Consider the following 18,122-nt stretch of genomic DNA (forward strand, 5'->3'; position numbering starts at 1 on the left):
TAAAGCAAACTAATTTATTTGACTAATCAAAAAAAGTAAAGGAAAGGTTCAAGAAAATTAATGAACAGCCGGGAGGGGATTTCGTTGGAATTACGCACCATTAAAACGTTCCATACGATCGTACAGTCAGGCAGCTTTTATAAAGCCGCCGAAATTCTGAACTACTCACAGCCGACGATTTCAATGCGGATTAAACAGCTGGAACAGGATGTAGGCGCGCAGCTGTTTGAACGGGGAAAGAAGCTGAAGCTGACAAGGGCGGGGCGGCTGTTTCATGAGCGGGCCGGGCAGCTTCTCGCGCAATACGAGGTGCTTGACCATACTCTGGCCGACATCAGACAGGGGCAGGCCGGCCTTATTCACATCGGCATATCCGAACCGACGGCAAGCCTGATCTTCCCTGCCGTACTGCGGGGGTTTTTAGATGATTATCCTGACATGTCGGTCAATGTCAGCGTGGATGATGCCAATACATGCAGCCGCAAACTGCTGGAGGGCGCCATTGATTTTGCCGTATGCGGCGAGCCGGAGCTGATTCTGGAAAATTATTTCGATCCGTTTTTCCATGACTCGCTCAATGTCATCGTGTCAGACAGACATCCCCTTGCCGCCAAAGCAAGCGTCAATCTCGAGGATTTAGAAAATGAATGCCTGATTTTCACGCCCGCCAATTGCCCGATCCGGATTCAAATTGAACAGCACCTGCAGCGGTCCATCGGCAGCCGCTATCGAAAAATGGAGCTGACCAGCAGCATGGCTCACCAATACTATGTCAGGGAAAATATCGGCGTCTCAATCTTTACGGCGACGGCGCACTCAGAACCGATCGAGGGCACGAAGGTCATTCCGATCCGTAACTTAACAATTTCACCGCCGGTCGGGCTGTTGACAAACCAGAAAGAAGAGCATTTTGACTCTGCTACAAAAGATTTAATCAGCAGGATCATCGGCCGGTTTCAGCGTGATCCGCATTAAAAAAACCCCCGCTTTACGGGGGTTTTTGTACGTTCATCTTATATAATGCTCCGCACCAAGCCGCCGTCGATCCGCAATGCAGATCCGTTAATGGCAGACGACAGCGGGCTGCTTAAAAAGGCGACAAAGTGGGCGATTTCTTCCGGACGGATCAATCGCTGAATGATCGACGTCGGACGATTTTCCTTCATAAATCGTCTCTCCGCCTCCGCCGCGGTCAGGTTTTCACCCGGATAAAGCGACTCGAGCATTGTTTCGACGCCCTCTGTTTTCGTGGAGCCGGGCATGACCGTATTCACCGTCACATTCGTCCCTTCCGTGAGTTCGGCCAGGCTGCGTGACAGCGACAGCTGCGTTGTTTTCGTAGCGCTGTAATGGGCCATTTCCTGAGAAGGCATGACGGCCGCTTCACTCGAGATAAAAATCACCCGCCCTTCCTTCCGTTCAATCATCCGCTTTGCATACCGGCGTGTCAGCCTCACGCCGCTCATGATATTCACCTCGAAAAACCGGAGCCACTCTTCGTCAGGAATATCAAAGTATTCCGCAGGTTCAAAGATTCCTAAATTGTTGACGAGAATATCCACATCCGGATACTGCTGAAAAATCGCGCCGCATCCTTCCGCCGTGCCTAAATCAAATGCGGCCGGATAGAGACGGGCATCCGGCGTCTGTTTCTCTAGTTCCCGGATCGTTTCGTTCACCTTTTCTTCACGGCGGCCGTTAATGATCACGGCCGCACCTTCTGCAATCAGCGAAGCCGCAATCGCCTTCCCGATGCCTGACGTAGATCCCGTCACAAGCGCCGTCTTTCCTTTCAACTGCAAATCCATCATCCATTCCTCCCTATCGCAAGTCTCTTCTTATATATGGACAGAAATCGAAAGCCTGAAACCTTCCGTCCCTATTATCGGATAGAAAAATAGATGAGGGGAAGTACGCACTTTTTAGTGCCTGTCCGTTGTCCCGGCTGACGGCTGATCGATTTGAATGAAAAATTCACCATCTAATTCTGCCTGAGCCTTTTTTAATATCCTTAATACATCATCAGCATCCGAACCCAATTCCTTCTGACTGATCTCAAAATTCTTCCACACCAAAGTCAGCGGAAGTTCGATCCAGCCTGTCAGACAATCCCATAAGGCATTCAGATTTTCACCATAAAAGTCCGGGAAATCTAATTGATCTTTTAAGATTCGGTGTAAAGCTTCTGTGCTTGTAACATCTTTTCCGTCTATGATGACGATTTCCATTTACATTCACTCCTTGATTTTTGGGCATGAAAAAAACCGCAGTGCGGTCAAGTGACGGCACTGCGGTTCCTCTGTTATGTATGGAGACGGTGGGAGTCGAACCCACGTCCAGAAACATCGATTACTTAAGCGTCTACGAGCGTAGCCTGCATATTTCGTGTTTCACTCGTCTTCGTGCCTGCGGGCGGGCCTTCCGAGAGCTAGTCTGTCAGTCTCTTCTTACGTTCTCAGACGGGAACGCAAGCGTAGCCTACTTGGATGTGCTCTTCACGGACACATAGGCAATGTCAGGAAGAGCTCGCTGCGTTTATTAGGCAGCTAGTGCTAAGTTTTGGTTAAAACTTTTAGTTTTGCCAGTTATATTTAGGTGCGTGTTAACGAGATCGCCTCTCGGCTCGCAGCTCAAGCTCGATCCATCCCTGTCGAATCCGTAACGTCCCCTTGTTAAGGGTATACGGGAGATCTATCAAGCTCTTGCTCAACTGGCTGTACTGTTATTATATCATGATCACAGACAAATTCAATTGGGAATGTCTTCAATAAACAGCCTGTGAATCTGATGTGTGAACAGTATAGCATACGGCAGTTATCACATCAAGGCTCATACATCAGAAGCCTTTTTGTCTGTCTCTGAACGCTCTTTCGATTTCTCTTTTGGCGTCTTTTCGTTTTAAATCTTCGCGTTTATCGTATGTTTTCTTCCCTTTTCCGAGGCCGATTAACACTTTGGCGAAACCGTTTTTCAAGTACAGCTTCAGCGGCACGAGGGAATAGCCTTTCTCTTTCGTCAGGCCGATCAGCTTATTGATTTCTTTCCTGTGCATCAAAAGCTTTCTCGTCCGGAGCGGGTCGTGGTTATAGCGGTTTCCCTGCTCGTACGGGCTGATGTGCATGTTGTGGAGGAACACTTCGCCGCGCTCGATTTTCGCAAAGGAATCCTTCATGTTTACGCGGCCGGCGCGGATGGACTTAATCTCTGTTCCCTGCAGCACGATGCCTGTTTCATAGGTTTCTTCTATAAAGTAATCATGGTTTGCTTTTTTGTTTTGCGATAGTACTTTGCCTGATCCTTTTGGCATGCCTTATCCTCCTCTCTCCGCAAAAACCGTTCATGTGTGCGATACGCTTTATTTTAGCAAATGGAGCGTTCCGCGACAATGAAAATGCGGCTTGCGAAAGAAAGCAAACAGAGCATTTTGCCCCATTTGCTTTTCGCATTTACTTCTTCTTTTTGCGTTTTTGTTTCGGCGCGTTTTGGAAACCGCGTTTTTTCTTTTTCTTCTTCGGTTTTGTAAACCATTCCCCTTTTTCCTCCGATTTCGGCGGTGAAGCCGGGGTATTGCTGTTTAACACGCGTTTCCGCGCCGGTCTGCCGCGTTTTCTGCGGTCGCCTGTCGTTTCTCTCGGACGGCGGGTGCCTTTCATGCCGACAATTTCAAAGTCGATGTTTCTCTCATCTTTATTGACGTCGACGACTTTGACCGTGATTTCATCTCCGATCCGGTAAACGTTGCCCGTGCGTTCGCCGATCATGGCGAAATGCTGCTCGTCAAAACGGTAATAATCATCCGTCATAAAGCTGACGTGCACAAGACCTTCAATCGTATTCGGCAGCTCGACAAACATTCCGAAATTCGTGACGGAACTGATCATGCCGTCAAATTCCTCGCCGATTTTATCAAGCATATATTCCGCTTTTTTCAGATCGTCCGTTTCCCGCTCTGCATCAACGGCGCGCCGTTCCATCGTTGACGTATGGTCAGCGATTTCCGGAAGGCGTTCGGCCCACTTTTCTTGAGTCGCTTCGTCCGATTGTCCGTTGATCAAATACGTTCTGATCAGCCTGTGAACGATTAAGTCAGGATAGCGGCGGATCGGCGATGTGAAGTGCGTATAAAATTCAGTCGCCAGCCCGAAATGGCCCAAGCTGTGCGGGTCGTATTTCGCCTGCTTCATGGAACGGAGCATGACGGTTGAAATCACCGTTTCTTCCGGACGGTCCCGCACTTCATCAAGAATGCTTTGCAGCGCGCGCGGATGAATGTCTCCGGCTTTTCCTTTAACGATATAACCGAATGTCGTGACGAACTCCAAGAACTTTTGCAGTTTTTCGGCGTTCGGCTCTTCGTGAATCCGGTAAATAAACGGCACGTTCATCCAATGGAAGTGCTCGGCCACCGTTTCGTTTGCGACAAGCATGAATTCTTCAATCAGCTTTTCCGCTACTGAGCGCTCTCTGATGACGACGTCTTTTACGGCGCCTTCCTCATCGACGAGCACTTTCGCCTCTTTGAAATCAAAATCCACGGCGCCGCGGTCCATCCGTTTCGCCCGGAGAATTTCCGCCAGACGTTCCATGTCTTTAAACATCGGGACGAGCGGCTCATATCTTTCTTTCAGCTCGGCGTCGTCTTCTGTGAGTATCTGGTTGACATCTGAATAGGTCATTCTTTCCGTCGTTTTAATGACGCTTTGGAAGATCTCGTGCTCTGTCACCTGGCCCTGCTGGTTGATTGTCATTTCGCAGGAAAGCGTCAGCCGGTCGACCTTCGGATTTAAAGAACAGATTCCGTTAGACAGTCTGTGCGGAATCATCGGAATGACCCGGTCAACCAAGTACACGCTTGTCCCTCTTTCCAGCGCTTCTTTGTCAATCGGGGAATTCTCCGTGACGTAATGGCTGACGTCGGCAATATGGACGCCGAGCTTGTAGCTGCCGTTATCAAGCTTTGTCACGGTGACGGCGTCATCCAGATCCTTCGCATCCGCGCCGTCAATGGTGACAATGACCTGATCGCGGAGATCACGGCGGTCTTTAATGTCTTTTTCATCGATGGTATCGGGCGTGCTTGTTGCCTGCTCCATCACGTCAGCCGGAAAATCTCCCGGCAGGCCGTGCTTATGGATAATTGATAAAATATCGATGCCCGGATCATTTTTATGGCCGAGTATTTCAACGATTTCTCCTTCGGCGTTCATTCTGCCTTCAGGGTAGCTTGTCAGTTTGACGACGACTTTATGGCCTTCCGCAGCGCCGTTATTGGCATGTTTCGGAATAAAAATATCACTCGTGATTTTCTTATCATCCGGGATGACAAAGCCGAAGCTTTTCGTTTCTGTGTATGTGCCCACGACGCGGTCGATGCTTCTTTCCAAGATGCGGATGACCGTGCCTTCCTGTCTCGATCCGCTTGACTGGGAATTGAGCCGCACCATGACGATATCGCCGTTCATGGCCGTATTCAGCTCATTCGGCGGAATAAACACGTCGCTTAAAGAGGTATCCTCCGGCAATAGAAACGCGAATCCCTTTGCATGCGCGGAAATTTTTCCTTTTACTAAATTCATTTTTTCCGGAAGCCCGTAGCGGTTGCTTCTGGTGCGGACGATCTGTCCCGTCTCCTCGAGCGCCACCAGCGCTTTTACCAGCTCTTTAAATTCATCTGCTTCCGTGATGTTCAGCATCTCCTCAAGTTCCTGAACGGTAAGGGGCTTGTACGCCTCTTCCTTCATAAACGCGAGAAGACGGTCCATAAACGCTTCTTTTTCCATTATTCGACCTCCTGTTTGTTACCAATCGAGTTTCTCTAAAAATTCGTACACATCCTGATGAACGAGGTCCCGTTCTTTATCGAGCGTAATGACATGACCTGATTCTTCATACCATTTCAGCTGTTTGTCGTCCGTTTCCACCTCGTTGTAAATGATGTTCGCACTTTCTGTATTAATCATATGGTCATGCCGTGCCTGAACCACAAATGTCGGGGAATAGATCATGTCGACGTTTTTGCGCACATCGGCAATCAGCTCCTGAAGCGATTTGAGCGTATTCATCGGTGTTTTTTCAAACTCCTTCATTTCCTTTTCAATCTGCTCCGGCTGTTTTCCTTCGAATTTTTTATAATTGCGCGCGTAGGAGAGAACTCCTTCGTACATAACCTCTTCACTTTTAATGTGCATCGGCGCACACATAGGAACAATTCCCTTTATGGGTACAGTGTAACCCAATTTCAATGAAAAAACCCCGCCAAGCGACAGTCCGCAGGCCGCAATGTTTTCATAGCCTTCAGACCGTAAATATTCATAACCGTCCATGACGTCTTTCCACCAATCTTCAGGCCCTGTATGTACCAGCTCTTCCGGCGGAACGCCGTGCCCTTTATATTGAGGCGCGTGACAAGTGTAGCCGCGCTCATTCAAGTAGCGGCCGAGCATTCTGACGTCTGCCGTATTTCCCGTAAATCCGTGCAGCAGAAGCACCGCTTTGTCTCCGCCTTTAAATGTAAATGGTTTTGGTGTCACAATTTTCATGCTCATAACCCCTTTTTTGCACATTCAATTTAGTTTTCCACAGTTTTGCGAGAAACAAACGCCGTCTCTCAACAAGAAAAAGGCCTGATATTAAATCAGACCTTATACAAACATTGCCTTATACGATATACGCCAGCGAAATCGTCAACACGAAAAACAAGACTGCCAGCACAACGGTTGTGCGGTGAAGAATCAGATCAAGGCCCCTTGCTTTCTGTTTTCCGAAAAGCTGCTCCGCCCCGCCTGAAATTGCACCCGATAAACCGGCGCTTTTGCTGGTTTGAAGCAATACGACAATAATAAGTGCAATACTGACGATGACCAATAAGGTAATCAATAATGTGTGCATCCCATACACCTCCAGACTGACTGGCCTACATTGCTTCTATTTTACATGAAAAACAAAGGCATGTCACGCCGTATCGGTGCACATCATGTCAGAAAAACGGAAATGCGTTTGAAACTTCCATCATCATTGACTTTTGTCAACAAAGTCGTAGTAAAAAAGATCTTCAAATTTCATGTCAAAGTAATAGAGCATTTTTCCGATGACCAGCTGGCCCGGCCTCCGCTCTCCATTCAGTACACGGCTCAGTGTGGCGGGAGATATTCCGATCTCCAGGGCGAGCTGGTTTAACGAGTAGTCATTATTGACCATATACTGCAGCACATAATCTCTTCTGATCTGTATCTTTTCGACCACTTTCTTCACCTTCCGTTCTGTCAAATACTTTCTTTCTTATACATAAGATACGGCTTTTGTTAACTTTTGTCAATACTTTTCCAGCCTGGCTATTCCCTTTAGTCAATAAACATACTAGAATATAAATAGACCGCGGGAGGGGGAGAGACTGTGGAAAGCTTCGGGAAACAATTGCGGACATTGCGGGAAAAAAGGCATCTGACAGTGAACCAGCTGGCAACGTATTCAGGCGTCAGCGCCGCGGGAATCTCGCGGATTGAAAACGGCAAACGCGGGGTGCCGAAACCTGCAACCATTAAAAAGCTCGCAGATGCGTTAAAAATCCCGTATGAGGAACTGATGCAGACGGCGGGATACATAGAGACCGTTCAGGAAACGAGAGCCCCGTACGACACGGGCTGCACCTTGCTGGAAAAAGCCGAAACGTATGAGCTGCATGATTTATCCCTATTGGAGCGGGAGAACTGGCGGCACCTGTCGAAAGAAGACTTGGTTCTGCTTGATAAATACTTTGCGTTCTTATCGGCTGAAGCCAAAAAAAGAACAAATGAAGACTCATGACTTTGCACATGTGAGGCGATCTTATTGAACACATTCGGAAAGCAATTAAGAGAGCTGCGCCGCGCCCGGAAGCTTACCGTCAATCAGCTTGCCGTCTATTCCGGCGTCAGTTCGGCGACCATTTCCAGAATTGAAAACGGGCACCGCGGCATTCCTAAACCCGCGACCATCCGAAAATTGGCGGACACATTAAAAATTCCGTACGAGGAGTTAATGGCGCGGGCCGGACACATCAAGGCATTTCAGGAAGAAATCCGCGAAACCTCCGAAAGCTATCAATCCATCTGCGCCATCTATCAGACCGCCGTTGACAGAGGCGCGGAGCATCTGCCGCTGTTTGACAGCAAAAAGTGGCAGCATTTCACAAAAGAAGATATTGAAAGCGTCAGCAAATACTTTGATTTTATCGCGGCTGAAGCGAAAAAGCGCTCCCCGGATTCCTCATCCTCTTTTTGATCCTCTCCTCAACTTAACAAGCGCCAGACGTACGTTCCCTCCGATTTTGCGGTATAATAGCAGAAGACGAGGTGAAAAAGCATGAACCAATCAGAAATGTGCCCCAGATTCGAAAAAGCGGTCGACATCCTAAGTAAACGCTGGGTGGCTCTAATCGTCTTTCAGTTATTGAACGGACAGCAGCGATTTAGCGAAATTGAAGCGGCGCTTCCGAATTTAAGCGGAAGAGTCTTGTCAGAACGTCTGAAAGAACTTGAAACAGAAGGTGTCATCAAACGGGATGTTATCCCCGAAACGCCTGTCCGCATTGAGTATTCTTTAACGGAAAAAGGCTGCGCATTAGCCCCTATTTTAGAGGAAATTTCCAAGTGGTCTTCAACATGGATTGATCCTTCCTGATAAACTCTTTTCCGCATAAGCGGCTGATCTTTCAAACGGACAGCCGTTTTTATTTTTGCTTTTCTTAAACAGAAAAACAAGCCCTCAGGCGTGCAGGGCTTGTTTTTGTCTGACGCCTTCCAGCGGAATTCGAATCTCCGCCCGGGCTCCTCCAGACTCCTGATTTTCAAGTATTAATTCGCCGTGGTGAAGATGTACGACATGATGGGCGAATGTAAGCCCCATGCCGTGATGCCCCGCCGAATGTCTGCTTTTATCCTCCGTGTAAAAAAGCTGTGTCGCTCTTTTCAGCGCTTCCGGCGAGAACCCGCTTCCGCTGTCGGATACGGCGAGATGGAGGGCGGAATCGTTGCACAGGACGTCCACACGGATTTCCCCTCCTTCCGGCGTATAGTCGACGGCATTTGCCGCGATATTCATGACCGCCCTGTGGAGCAGCTCATGATCGATCGGCGCTTCTTTTCTGTCAATTCCCCGTTCGCTGAGAACGAGATCAATCTGCTTCGGCCCCGCAAGCGCCGCCGCGTCACGATATATGTTTTGAATCCACTCTTTGAGGTCGGTATATTCCACATGAACGGCAACTGCCTCCTCCGCTTTAGAAAGCTGGATCAGCTGTCCGACATAATGCTCGATTTTGTTTCCGGCATCCAGAATATACTGCGCATATTCCGCCTGCTCCTCATCAGGCTCTGTTAACTGAAGCAGCTCGGCATTTCCTTTAATGATCGTTGCCGGAATTTTAATATCATGCGCAAGCGCGCCGATTTGTTCTTTCTTAATCCGCTCCGCCTCCCATTGCGCCGCCAGAGATGCCTGAAGCGCGTCTTTCATTTTCAGCAGAGAGTCAATGACATCGTCAAATTCTTTTATACGCGACCTTTTTGGATTGATATTTAAATTCTGTTTTTGAATGCTTGCCGTAATGGAGCTGAGTGTGCTGAAATGCCGTCTCAGCTGATTGGCGAAACGCGTCGTCACAATAAAAACGGTCAAAAGAAGCAAAGTGATCAGAATTGTAAGACCCGTCCATTCATAATTCGGCAGATAGCGCCTTAACAGCGGCGACTGAAATTCCGACCTGAGTGAATATTGGAGAACGCCGTATTCATCTTTCCGATTTATCACCATGAATCCTTTTTGAGCATAATTAAAATACGGCTGATGCTGAATCTTTTTTCTGGCGTTGGCTGCATCTTGTTCCGTCATCGTTCCTTTTGTCATCCGCTTTGTTTTTTTATCAAAAACGGCGTATGTCATACCTGCGGGGATCATGTCTTCTGTTATCTTTTCCGCTGATTTCAGGCGGGGTTTGATCTGTTCCGCCTCATGCTCGCTGTAGTTTGCGGGCAGGATCGCTCCGGCATTCATAGCAATGGCATTTAAGGCGACACATAATGCCGCCACCCCCATCGTGCTCAGACACAGTGTGATCGTAAATTTGACAAGCTCTTTGCGGATGCTGGATTTTCCTTTTGCTATTCCCATTTGTATCCGACACCCCACACCGTTTTGATCGGATCAGCCCCGTGTTCTTTACATTTTTTCCGGATGGTTCTGATAAACTCCGTAATGGTTGAATAGAGCGCATCGCCGTCCAAGCCGTACACTTCCTCGTAAATCTGCTCCCGTGAGAATGTTCTGTTTTTATGCTGTGCCAGACATTCAACGATTTTATATTCGTTTTTCGTAAGAGGCAGTTTCCGGTCATCAATCCATACTTCTTTATTGTCAAAATCAAACATGAAGCCTGATATCAGCCGTTTCGTCTGATGCTTTTCCCGCCGTTCCCTTCTGACATGCGCGTTTACCCTTGCCATCAATTCCTGTACGCCGAACGGCTTTGTGATGTAATCATCAGCGCCTGTCATGAGGCCTTTCACAATGGATTCTTCGTCAGACTTTGCCGTTAAAAACAGGATCGGGCTGTCCACCAGCGGCCGAATCCTCCGGCAGAGTTCAATCCCGTCGGTTCCGGGCATCATGACATCAAGAAGAATCAAATCATAGCCTTGAAAAAAATCCAATGACTGATCCTCCGCTTTTTCCAGAATCGTTACTGTATGCTGATCACGCTGTAAAATGTTTCTGATCAGAACGAGAATATCTTTTTCATCATCAATTGCTAAAATGTTTGCCACCGGCCGAATCGCTCCTTGCCTTTATTCATATGAACGCCGCCCTTCCCATCTTCTGCACCAATAGAGGCCGGCCAGACATAATATCACTATAGAAAAATATAACATTATTTCTCCGAATCTCATATCGTATCTTACATAAGGGAGGAACTCTTTTTTGACTTTGTCAAAATGCAGCAGTCCTGCAAGGCCTGAAAGCCGTACGCTCCATGCCCACGGGAAAAAACGCCAGATGGTATCGCCAAGTCCCGTATTCATGAGCGCCGCCATTAATAATCCCGCACCCCCTAAAAGCCCGGACGGTCCCATGCCGTACTTTATGCCGACAAAAAAAGACATCATATAAAGCGGTATACTGCCGGCAATCAGCCACGCCCCTCCTTTTAAAAAGAGAAGATACGGGAGATCATTGATGTGAAGAACAAATTTCATCCCCGCCAAATAAAGACAGACGGCGAGACCTGCCGATAACACATTCAATAGAAGCAGCAGAAGCAGCTTGCCCGCAAAACTGATGATTTTAGAATGCGGAACCGCCAGCATCATCTGAAAATGGCCCGCCTGTTCCTCAATCGAGGCAGACATGCCGCAGACAATACTGATGATGAAAGGGTATAAAACGGCAATCGCGCTGAAAAACACACTGTACAGCATATAAGGCTCCTGAACCCTTCCATACATATACAACAGGAAAAATCCCGCGCATAAAACCGGCGCCGCAGCATGCATCCATATGAGCGGCGTACGCTTCATTTTTAATACATCGGCCCACATATATCGTAAAAGCACGGTCATGACCGGTTTCCCCCTTTTGAAAAAGACACGGCGGAAACAAAACTTATTGCGATAAAAGAAAGAATAGAAAGAATAATAGCCGGAATGATCACGTTTCCGTTTAATAAGCCGCTGTTTGCGGGAAGCGGAATTCCGTTCGGATGGATCCCGAGAATCGGTGACATCAGCCGGACTGACCAGCTCCATGGACTCAGCCACCACAATGAGCCTGACGCCGGCACAATGCCTAAAACAAAGGCGGCGATCATATTCACGAGAATGACTGCCGTAAACCCGAACTGTCTGGCAATCCATAAGCAGAACGGAATTTCCCAAAGCGTAGACAGCCACAAAAGGGAACTTGCTTCAATACCTTTCAGCTGAACCGCAGCAATTGCCGGAAACACAAGGCCAAGAAAAAACATGATGACTAAAAAGACGATTTGCGACAGGAGTGAATACAGCGCGATCAAGCTTATTTTTGAGAACCATATGCTCTTCAAGTCAGCCGGCAGTGAGTACACCGCGCGGTCATTCGCTGATTTTTTCTCTTTTTTAACAGATAAACCGCACATTAGAGCAATCATGAGCGGCATGAAAATAACCGCCCACCAATTGAACGTGCCCGTCATAAAATAAGCCGTATTCAGCAGAAAAGAAAAAGCCGTGTTTAGAAGCGGAATCAGAATGATCAGCTTTCTGATAAATGTTCTTTTAGATGTAAGGTGTTCCGCCTGCATGTACTGAATCATTTCCCAGTCCCCGCTTTCTCCCGTGTCGATTTGACAACCTCCAGAAACAGCCGCTCCAGATCGTCTTCCCGGCTGATTTCTCCCTGATATCCTAAAACGCCGTCACTGATGATTCCGATATGGTCTGCGATCTGCTCGACTTCTGATAACAGGTGGCTTGATAAAATAACCGTTATTCCCTGTCCGGGCAGGGAGCGGATAAATTCCCGCAAATCCTGAATTCCCATCGGGTCCAATCCGTTTGTCGGCTCATCAAGAATTAAAAGCGACGGACGGTTTAATAATGCTAACGCAATGCCGAGACGCTGTTTCATCCCCATGGAAAATTGTCCGGCACGCTTTTTTCCGGTTCCCGTTAATCCCGTGATTTCCAACACTTCCGCAATCCTTGAATCAGGCAGTCCGAGCATCACGCAGCGGACTTTCAGATTTTCAGCGGCTGTCAGGTTGCTGTAAAGCGGCGGCGCTTCAATCAGGGAACCGATGCTTTTCAAATCTTCGCGCTTCCATGTATGTCCGTCGAACAGAACTTCGCCGGATGTTTGCTGCAGCATGCCGGTCAATATTTTAAGTGTCGTTGATTTTCCCGCGCCGTTCGGACCGAGCAGGCCGTAAATACTGTTTCGCTTAACCGATAGAGACACATCAGCCACTGCCTGTTGTCTGCCGAATGATTTTTGCAGCTGTCTCGTTTCTAAGATGTTGCTCATATGATTACCCCTCTGCTTTGTTATTTGATAAGTAAGACTTTACAGCGCAGTTATCAAAATTTAATCAAGAAATCAAAAAAAGCATCCTTCACGCGGAAGAATGCTTTTTTTCATGAGGCTGAGCGTACGATCAGCTTTCTTTTTTGTTTTTTCACCGGGCTGAGGGCTCGTTCCAGCCACGCCATCAGCAGGTCTGCGGCTACCGCCATCAGCGCGGTCGGGATGGCGCCCGCCAAAATAATGGCGGTTCCGTTTGTCGCGTTCGACCCTCTGACGATCATATCCCCGAGGCCGCCCGCGCCGACGAAAGTTCCGATCGCTGTGATGCCGATGGCAATGACGAGCGCCGTTCGGAGACCCGCCATAATGACGGAAAGCGCAAGCGGCAGCTCCACCATACGAAGGATTTGGTATTTCGTCATGCCCATCGCTTTTCCCGACTCGAGATAAGCGTGCTCGATATTGATAATGCCCGTGTGCGTATTTCTGAGAATCGGCAGCAGTGAATACAAAAACAAAGCCGTGATGACCGTATTGGCGCCGAGTCCCATGACGAGCATCAGGACGGCGAGCATCGCAAGCGCCGGAACGGTTTGAATCACGTTCGCCGCAGCAAACACCCAGCCGGCGAGACGCCCGTGCCTTGCTGTCACAATTCCGGCCGGAATGGCGAAAATGGCGGCGAAAACGACGCCGTACGCCGACATGAGAAAGTGCCGCCAGCACTCATACAGAACATAACTGCCGTTTTGAGCATAATACGTAAACAGCTCCTTCATCGTGTCCATCCGCACATCTCCTTTCCGTTATTCAAAGTAATGATGTTTTTCTAAATATTCCTTGGCCACGACGGACGGCTCTTTTAATCGGCCGTCAACTTCGTAATTCATTTTCTGCATCATCTTTGTATCAATCGCGCCGATCATTTTATTGATCACGCCCTCCAGTTCGGGATGCTCTTTTAATACTTGATCCGGAACGACGGGTGAACAGTCATACGGAGGAAAGAACCGCTTATCATCCTTCAGCGTTTTCAGTCCGTAAGCGATGATTCTTCCGTCGGTGGAATAAGCGAGCGCGATATCCATCTTTCTGCTTTTCAGCGCGTCGTAAACAAGGCCGATCTGCATCGGATACGTGCCTTCAAATGACATTCCGTATGTGTTCATAAAATCCTGATATCCGTTGCCTCTCAGCTTCATCCAGTAGTTATCGACGCCGAATTTCAGATGAGACGCTTCTTTTTTGACATCGGATACCGATTCTAAATGGTACTTGCGGGCAAGCTGTCCGGAAACGGTAAAGACGTATGTATTATCAAAGCCGTAAGAATCAAACCATTTCATGTCATATCTGTTTTGAAATTCACGCTGAACGAGCCGCAGCGCTTTGTCCGGGTCTTTTTCCGGCTCCATGCGAAGCGTCCCGGTCAGCGCGTCTCCTGTATAGCGCGTCGCGGCGATATCAATATCACCGTTTATCAAGGATTGCTGCTGTACGGCGTTGGAGCCGAGATTTTTAATAACCGTTGTCTTCAACCCGCTGTGATGTTCGATCATCTGTCCGAGCATGCTCGCGATGATTTCTGATTCGGTCATGCTTTGCGCGCCGATTTTGATGGTATCCTCCGATGCGGCGCTCAATCCCGGGAGCGAGCATCCGCCAAGGAGCAGCATGCCGATACAGGCGATTGCGAGCAGCCGTTTTTTGCATCTATTCCCCATGAGAGACCTCCTCCTTATGAAGCATCCTTTATGCTTTTCAGCCCGTCAGGCGTGACTTTCCGTTCTGTCATCCCCAGCATGTAATCGACGGCTGCCGCAAGCACTGTGACCGGAACGGCGCCTGCGATAATATACTCCGGCTGATAAAGGTTTAAGCCGATAAAAATGTAATCTCCCAGCCCGCCTCCGCCGATAAAGGAGGCGAGCGTCGCCCAGCCGATTAAATAAATCGAAGACGTCCTGATGCCCGCCATGATGACCGGAGCGGCAAGCGGGAGTTCTACAAACCTGATCTGCTCCCATGCCGTCATGCCGATTCCTTTTCCCGATTCCAGAAGATGCCGATTGACGCCGAGAATCCCCGTATACGTGTTTCTGAGAATCGGCAGCATGGAATAGAAAAACAGCGCCGCAACGGCCGGGATCTTTCCTACGCCTAAAAGCGGAATAAAAAACGCAAGAATGGCAAGGCTCGGCAAGGTTTGAATGATGTTGACGATGCCGATGACGGCGCCGGCTCCTCTTTTCATCCTCGTCAGCACGACGCCGAGCGGAACGGCGGCGAGAATGCCCGCCATGACGGCGATTAATGAGATGTACAGATGCTCCCATGTTTTATAAAGCATCTCTCCTCCATTTGCCTGTAAAAATTGCACGGTCTGATTCATATCAATTGAAGCCTCCTCATGACATCACCGCGAGCTGATTCTCTTCTCCCCAGATGGAGTCATAGACGATGTCAACGAGGCTTGCCCTTGTCACGATTCCCGTTAGCCGGCCGGCTTCATCAAGGACCGGCACAAATTTCATGCCTCTTTTTAAAATTTTATGGACGGCGTCGCGGAGCAGAGTGCCGCTTCTGACCGTGTACAGATCCCGGTCAAGCACTTCCGCGACGGTTACCGCTTGTCTTCGTTTGCGGTCAATCATCTCCACATCGACATAACCTTGGAGAACGTTCTTTTCATCAATGACGAGCAGCGAATCCACCCGCTCGGCACGCATCAGCTGAATGGCGGCTGACAGTGTTTTCTCAGGTGTTACCGTCACGGGATCGGGATTCATGATCTGCTCCACCCGTTCAATATCAGGGCTGGATGATTGGATCAGCCGTTCCTTGCCGATAAACTCCTCAACAAATTCATTCGCCGGAAATCTGAGAATCTCATCAGGCGTTCCGGCCTGGACGATTTCTCCCGCTTTCAGAATGACGATTCTGTCCGCAAGCTTGATGGCTTCGTCCATATCATGGGTAACAAATACGATGGTTTTATGTAAGGTTTTTTGCAGTTTTTTAAATTCTTCCTGAAGGGAATCTCTCGTAATCGGGTCAAGCGCCCCGAACGGTTCATCCATTAAGATGAGCGGCGGCTCTGCGGCAAGTGCCCGTAATACACCTATTCGCTGCTGCTGTCCTCCGCTCAGTTCATGAGGGTAACGGTCTAAATATTCAGGCCCCATATCAACGAGCTTTAAAAGCTCCCGCGCCCGTTCCTTCCGTTTTTCGGCAGGATGCTTTAAAAGCTTCGGAACGAGCGTAATGTTCTGCTGAATGGTCATATGCGGAAACAGCCCGATCTGCTGGATGACATAGCCGATGCTTCTTCTGAGTTCCACCGGGTCTTGTTCCATAATGTTTCGGCCTTCTATCAGGATTCTGCCTTCTGTCGGTTCAATTAAGCGGTTGATCATTTTCATCGTCGTCGTTTTGCCGCAGCCGCTCGGCCCGATAAAACAAATAAATTCGCCTTTGGCGATATTCAGGTTGATGCTGTTGACGGCTTTTTTCCCGCCTTTATACATTTTCGAGACATTTTCTAATGTCAGCAAACACTCACACCTCCACGATTAAGTTTATTCAATTCGTTAAATTCAAATTTAACTTTTCAGACAATTGAACGTTTTCCATTATAAATTAAACTTTGTAAATTAAAAAGTTTACAATTTGTCCATATTATATATAAAGGTTGTGTAAGCACTGATTAACCCGTATTGACCGGCAAAGTTCTTCTTATTGCTCCGGATTACTGCCAAATTCTCTCGGAAGAGCATTTCCGCCGGTTTAAAAATGTGGTATATTGACATCGGAATTGCTGACTGAAAGGATTGAAACTGTTGGAGAAAGATCCGTTACACGTAATCGAACAAGCTGAAGATCATTTGATAGAACGAATCGCTGAAAATATGCATACATTCGGAATGCCCGCGACGGTGGGGCGCATTTTAGGCATTATTTATATGAACCGCAAGCCGATGACCTTAACTGAATTATCAGAAGCGACCGGCATGAGCAAGACGAGAATGAGTCAGGCGGTCCGTGAAATGCTTGACGTCAATCTGGCGGAAAAAGTGTTTGAAAAAGGCGTCCGCAAAGATTTATACGACGTCGAGCAGGATTATTACCAAACCTTTATTACGCTGTTTACGGCCACATGGAGCAAGGTCGTCAGCAAAAATAAAATGATGCATAAAAAGCTGAACCGCGAACTGACAGCCGTCCTTGAAAACGGCGTACCGGAAGAAGCTGAGGAAAAAATCAACGAACTGCTGAAAGAATTAAAGGATTGGCTTGATTACTACAACTGGATCAGCCGCCTGATCGAATTTTTTGAAAGCGAAGAAATTTTCAAGCATGTTCCGAAGCCATAAGAAAAAAACGCCCTGACCCGCAAGGCGTTTTTTTTCATGCCGCATTCGGCGCTTTGGTTCGTTTTTTCTTTCTCACCGGACTCAGCGCCCGCTCCAGCCACGCCATCACAAGATCTGCGATAACGGCCATCAGCGCTGTCGGAATGGCGCCGGCCAAAATAATCGCGGTTCCGTTCGTGGCGTTTGAGCCCCTGACAATGATGTCACCGAGCCCGCCCGCGCCGACAAACGTACCGATTGCCGTAATGCCGATCGCGATGACGAGCGCCGTCCGCAGCCCCGCCATGATGACGGAAAGCGCAAGCGGCAGCTCCACCATGCGGAGCACCTGAAATTTGGTCATGCCCATCGCTTTTCCCGATTCAAGATAAGCGTGTTCAATACTGGCGATTCCCGTGTACGTATTCCGGATGATCGGAAGAAGCGAATATAAAAACAGCGACAATATCACCGTATTGGCGCCGAGCCCCATGACTAGCATCAGCACCGCAAGCATCGCAAGCGCCGGCACGGTCTGAATCACGTTTGTCACCGCGAATACCCAGCCGCTTAATGTTCTGTGCCTGGCAATGAAGATGCCGAGCGGAACCCCAACGATCGCCGCAAATAAAACGCCGTATACCGACATGAGAAAATGGCGGTAAAACTCCTGAAGCACATAGGCGCCGTTTTGAGAATAATAAGTGCCGAGCTGCTGCAGCACTTCCATTTGCCCCA

General features: G+C 48.4%; 22 protein-coding genes and 1 other RNA gene. 5 read left to right on the forward strand and 18 right to left on the reverse strand.

Going from position 1 to position 18,122, the window contains the following annotated elements:
• The first annotated feature begins 84 nt into the window (after positions 1–84).
• Positions 85–975, forward strand: a complete 891-nt coding sequence (locus tag V7728_RS01420) for a LysR family transcriptional regulator (protein WP_082998461.1) — start codon at positions 85–87, stop codon at positions 973–975.
• Between the two features lie 38 nt (positions 976–1,013).
• On the opposite strand, the gene V7728_RS01425 is transcribed toward V7728_RS01420, so the two are convergent.
• From V7728_RS01425 to V7728_RS01460, 8 genes are all read right to left on the reverse strand, one after another.
• Positions 1,014–1,808: an SDR family NAD(P)-dependent oxidoreductase gene (locus tag V7728_RS01425; protein ID WP_082998460.1), complete on the reverse strand. Its 795-nt coding sequence runs from the start codon at positions 1,806–1,808 to the stop codon at positions 1,014–1,016.
• A gap of 114 nt (positions 1,809–1,922) precedes the next feature.
• The gene (locus V7728_RS01430) at positions 1,923–2,228 is read right to left on the reverse strand and encodes a barstar family protein (protein ID WP_099567087.1); all 306 of its coding nucleotides are present in this window, start codon (positions 2,226–2,228) and stop codon (positions 1,923–1,925) included.
• A gap of 78 nt (positions 2,229–2,306) precedes the next feature.
• Positions 2,307–2,669: a transfer-messenger RNA gene (gene ssrA, locus V7728_RS01435) on the reverse strand.
• 167 nt (positions 2,670–2,836) lie between these two features.
• Positions 2,837–3,307, reverse strand: coding sequence for an SsrA-binding protein (gene smpB / locus V7728_RS01440; protein WP_003151688.1), 471 nt, complete (start codon positions 3,305–3,307; stop codon positions 2,837–2,839).
• A 139-nt stretch (positions 3,308–3,446) separates the two neighbouring features.
• Positions 3,447–5,780, reverse strand: a complete 2,334-nt coding sequence (rnr, locus tag V7728_RS01445) for a ribonuclease R (RefSeq protein WP_099567088.1) — start codon at positions 5,778–5,780, stop codon at positions 3,447–3,449.
• Positions 5,781–5,798: 18 nt separating this feature from the next.
• Entirely contained in the window at positions 5,799–6,539 is a 741-nt protein-coding gene (locus V7728_RS01450; RefSeq protein ID WP_007409986.1) for an alpha/beta hydrolase, read from the reverse strand.
• A 118-nt stretch (positions 6,540–6,657) separates the two neighbouring features.
• Positions 6,658–6,888, reverse strand: coding sequence for a preprotein translocase subunit SecG (secG, locus tag V7728_RS01455; RefSeq protein WP_003151681.1), 231 nt, complete (start codon positions 6,886–6,888; stop codon positions 6,658–6,660).
• Positions 6,889–7,011: 123 nt separating this feature from the next.
• Entirely contained in the window at positions 7,012–7,197 is a 186-nt protein-coding gene (locus V7728_RS01460; protein ID WP_087920807.1) for a helix-turn-helix domain-containing protein, read from the reverse strand.
• 195 nt (positions 7,198–7,392) lie between these two features.
• On the opposite strand from V7728_RS01460, the gene V7728_RS01465 reads away from it, so the two are divergent.
• The 3 genes from V7728_RS01465 to V7728_RS01475 all read left to right on the forward strand — a co-directional run bounded on the left by V7728_RS01465 (position 7,393) and on the right by V7728_RS01475 (position 8,658).
• Positions 7,393–7,803 carry a helix-turn-helix domain-containing protein gene (locus V7728_RS01465; RefSeq protein ID WP_003151677.1) on the forward strand — a complete coding sequence of 137 codons (411 nt, stop codon included), beginning with the start codon at positions 7,393–7,395 and terminating at the stop codon, positions 7,801–7,803.
• Positions 7,804–7,827: 24 nt separating this feature from the next.
• Complete coding sequence (locus V7728_RS01470; RefSeq protein ID WP_003151674.1) at positions 7,828–8,259, forward strand: helix-turn-helix domain-containing protein; 432 nt, start codon at positions 7,828–7,830, stop codon at positions 8,257–8,259.
• A gap of 81 nt (positions 8,260–8,340) precedes the next feature.
• The gene (locus V7728_RS01475) at positions 8,341–8,658 is read left to right on the forward strand and encodes a winged helix-turn-helix transcriptional regulator (RefSeq protein WP_003151672.1); all 318 of its coding nucleotides are present in this window, start codon (positions 8,341–8,343) and stop codon (positions 8,656–8,658) included.
• 84 nt (positions 8,659–8,742) lie between these two features.
• Here the strand turns inward: V7728_RS01475 and V7728_RS01480 are convergent, their stop codons facing one another.
• The 9 genes from V7728_RS01480 to V7728_RS01520 all read right to left on the reverse strand — a co-directional run bounded on the left by V7728_RS01480 (position 8,743) and on the right by V7728_RS01520 (position 16,586).
• A complete protein-coding gene (locus tag V7728_RS01480; protein ID WP_099567089.1) occupies positions 8,743–10,146 on the reverse strand; it encodes a sensor histidine kinase in 1,404 nt (467 codons plus the stop codon).
• Positions 10,137–10,799 carry a response regulator transcription factor gene (locus tag V7728_RS01485; protein WP_007613820.1) on the reverse strand — a complete coding sequence of 221 codons (663 nt, stop codon included), beginning with the start codon at positions 10,797–10,799 and terminating at the stop codon, positions 10,137–10,139. Before V7728_RS01485 ends, V7728_RS01480 begins: the two co-directional genes overlap by 10 nt.
• A 21-nt stretch (positions 10,800–10,820) precedes the next feature.
• Positions 10,821–11,591 carry a lantibiotic immunity ABC transporter MutG family permease subunit gene (locus V7728_RS01490; protein ID WP_099567090.1) on the reverse strand — a complete coding sequence of 257 codons (771 nt, stop codon included), beginning with the start codon at positions 11,589–11,591 and terminating at the stop codon, positions 10,821–10,823.
• Positions 11,588–12,322 carry a lantibiotic immunity ABC transporter MutE/EpiE family permease subunit gene (locus V7728_RS01495; protein WP_099567091.1) on the reverse strand — a complete coding sequence of 245 codons (735 nt, stop codon included), beginning with the start codon at positions 12,320–12,322 and terminating at the stop codon, positions 11,588–11,590. The genes V7728_RS01490 and V7728_RS01495 overlap by 4 nt, the downstream gene beginning before the upstream one ends.
• Positions 12,319–13,032, reverse strand: coding sequence for a lantibiotic protection ABC transporter ATP-binding protein (locus tag V7728_RS01500; RefSeq protein ID WP_025285281.1), 714 nt, complete (start codon positions 13,030–13,032; stop codon positions 12,319–12,321). Before V7728_RS01500 ends, V7728_RS01495 begins: the two co-directional genes overlap by 4 nt.
• Before the next feature lie 110 nt (positions 13,033–13,142).
• Positions 13,143–13,820: an ABC transporter permease gene (locus V7728_RS01505; RefSeq protein WP_025285282.1), complete on the reverse strand. Its 678-nt coding sequence runs from the start codon at positions 13,818–13,820 to the stop codon at positions 13,143–13,145.
• Positions 13,821–13,838: 18 nt separating this feature from the next.
• Positions 13,839–14,756 carry an osmoprotectant ABC transporter substrate-binding protein gene (locus V7728_RS01510; RefSeq protein WP_015240602.1) on the reverse strand — a complete coding sequence of 306 codons (918 nt, stop codon included), beginning with the start codon at positions 14,754–14,756 and terminating at the stop codon, positions 13,839–13,841.
• Positions 14,757–14,770: 14 nt separating this feature from the next.
• Positions 14,771–15,424, reverse strand: a complete 654-nt coding sequence (locus V7728_RS01515) for an ABC transporter permease (protein WP_099567092.1) — start codon at positions 15,422–15,424, stop codon at positions 14,771–14,773.
• Positions 15,425–15,440: 16 nt separating this feature from the next.
• Positions 15,441–16,586 carry a betaine/proline/choline family ABC transporter ATP-binding protein gene (locus V7728_RS01520; protein WP_031378328.1) on the reverse strand — a complete coding sequence of 382 codons (1,146 nt, stop codon included), beginning with the start codon at positions 16,584–16,586 and terminating at the stop codon, positions 15,441–15,443.
• 285 nt (positions 16,587–16,871) lie between these two features.
• Between V7728_RS01520 and V7728_RS01525 the strand changes: the two genes are divergently transcribed.
• On the forward strand, positions 16,872–17,405 hold the full coding sequence (locus tag V7728_RS01525; protein ID WP_003151660.1) for a GbsR/MarR family transcriptional regulator: 534 nt from the start codon (positions 16,872–16,874) through the stop codon (positions 17,403–17,405).
• A gap of 34 nt (positions 17,406–17,439) precedes the next feature.
• Here the strand turns inward: V7728_RS01525 and opuCD are convergent, their stop codons facing one another.
• Entirely contained in the window at positions 17,440–18,114 is a 675-nt protein-coding gene (gene opuCD, locus V7728_RS01530) for a glycine betaine/carnitine/choline/choline sulfate ABC transporter permease OpuCD (protein ID WP_012118473.1), read from the reverse strand.
• Positions 18,115–18,122 lie beyond the last annotated feature (8 nt).

The organism is Bacillus sp. JHAA (assembly GCF_036961585.1).
GTDB lineage: Bacteria > Bacillota > Bacilli > Bacillales > Bacillaceae > Bacillus > Bacillus velezensis.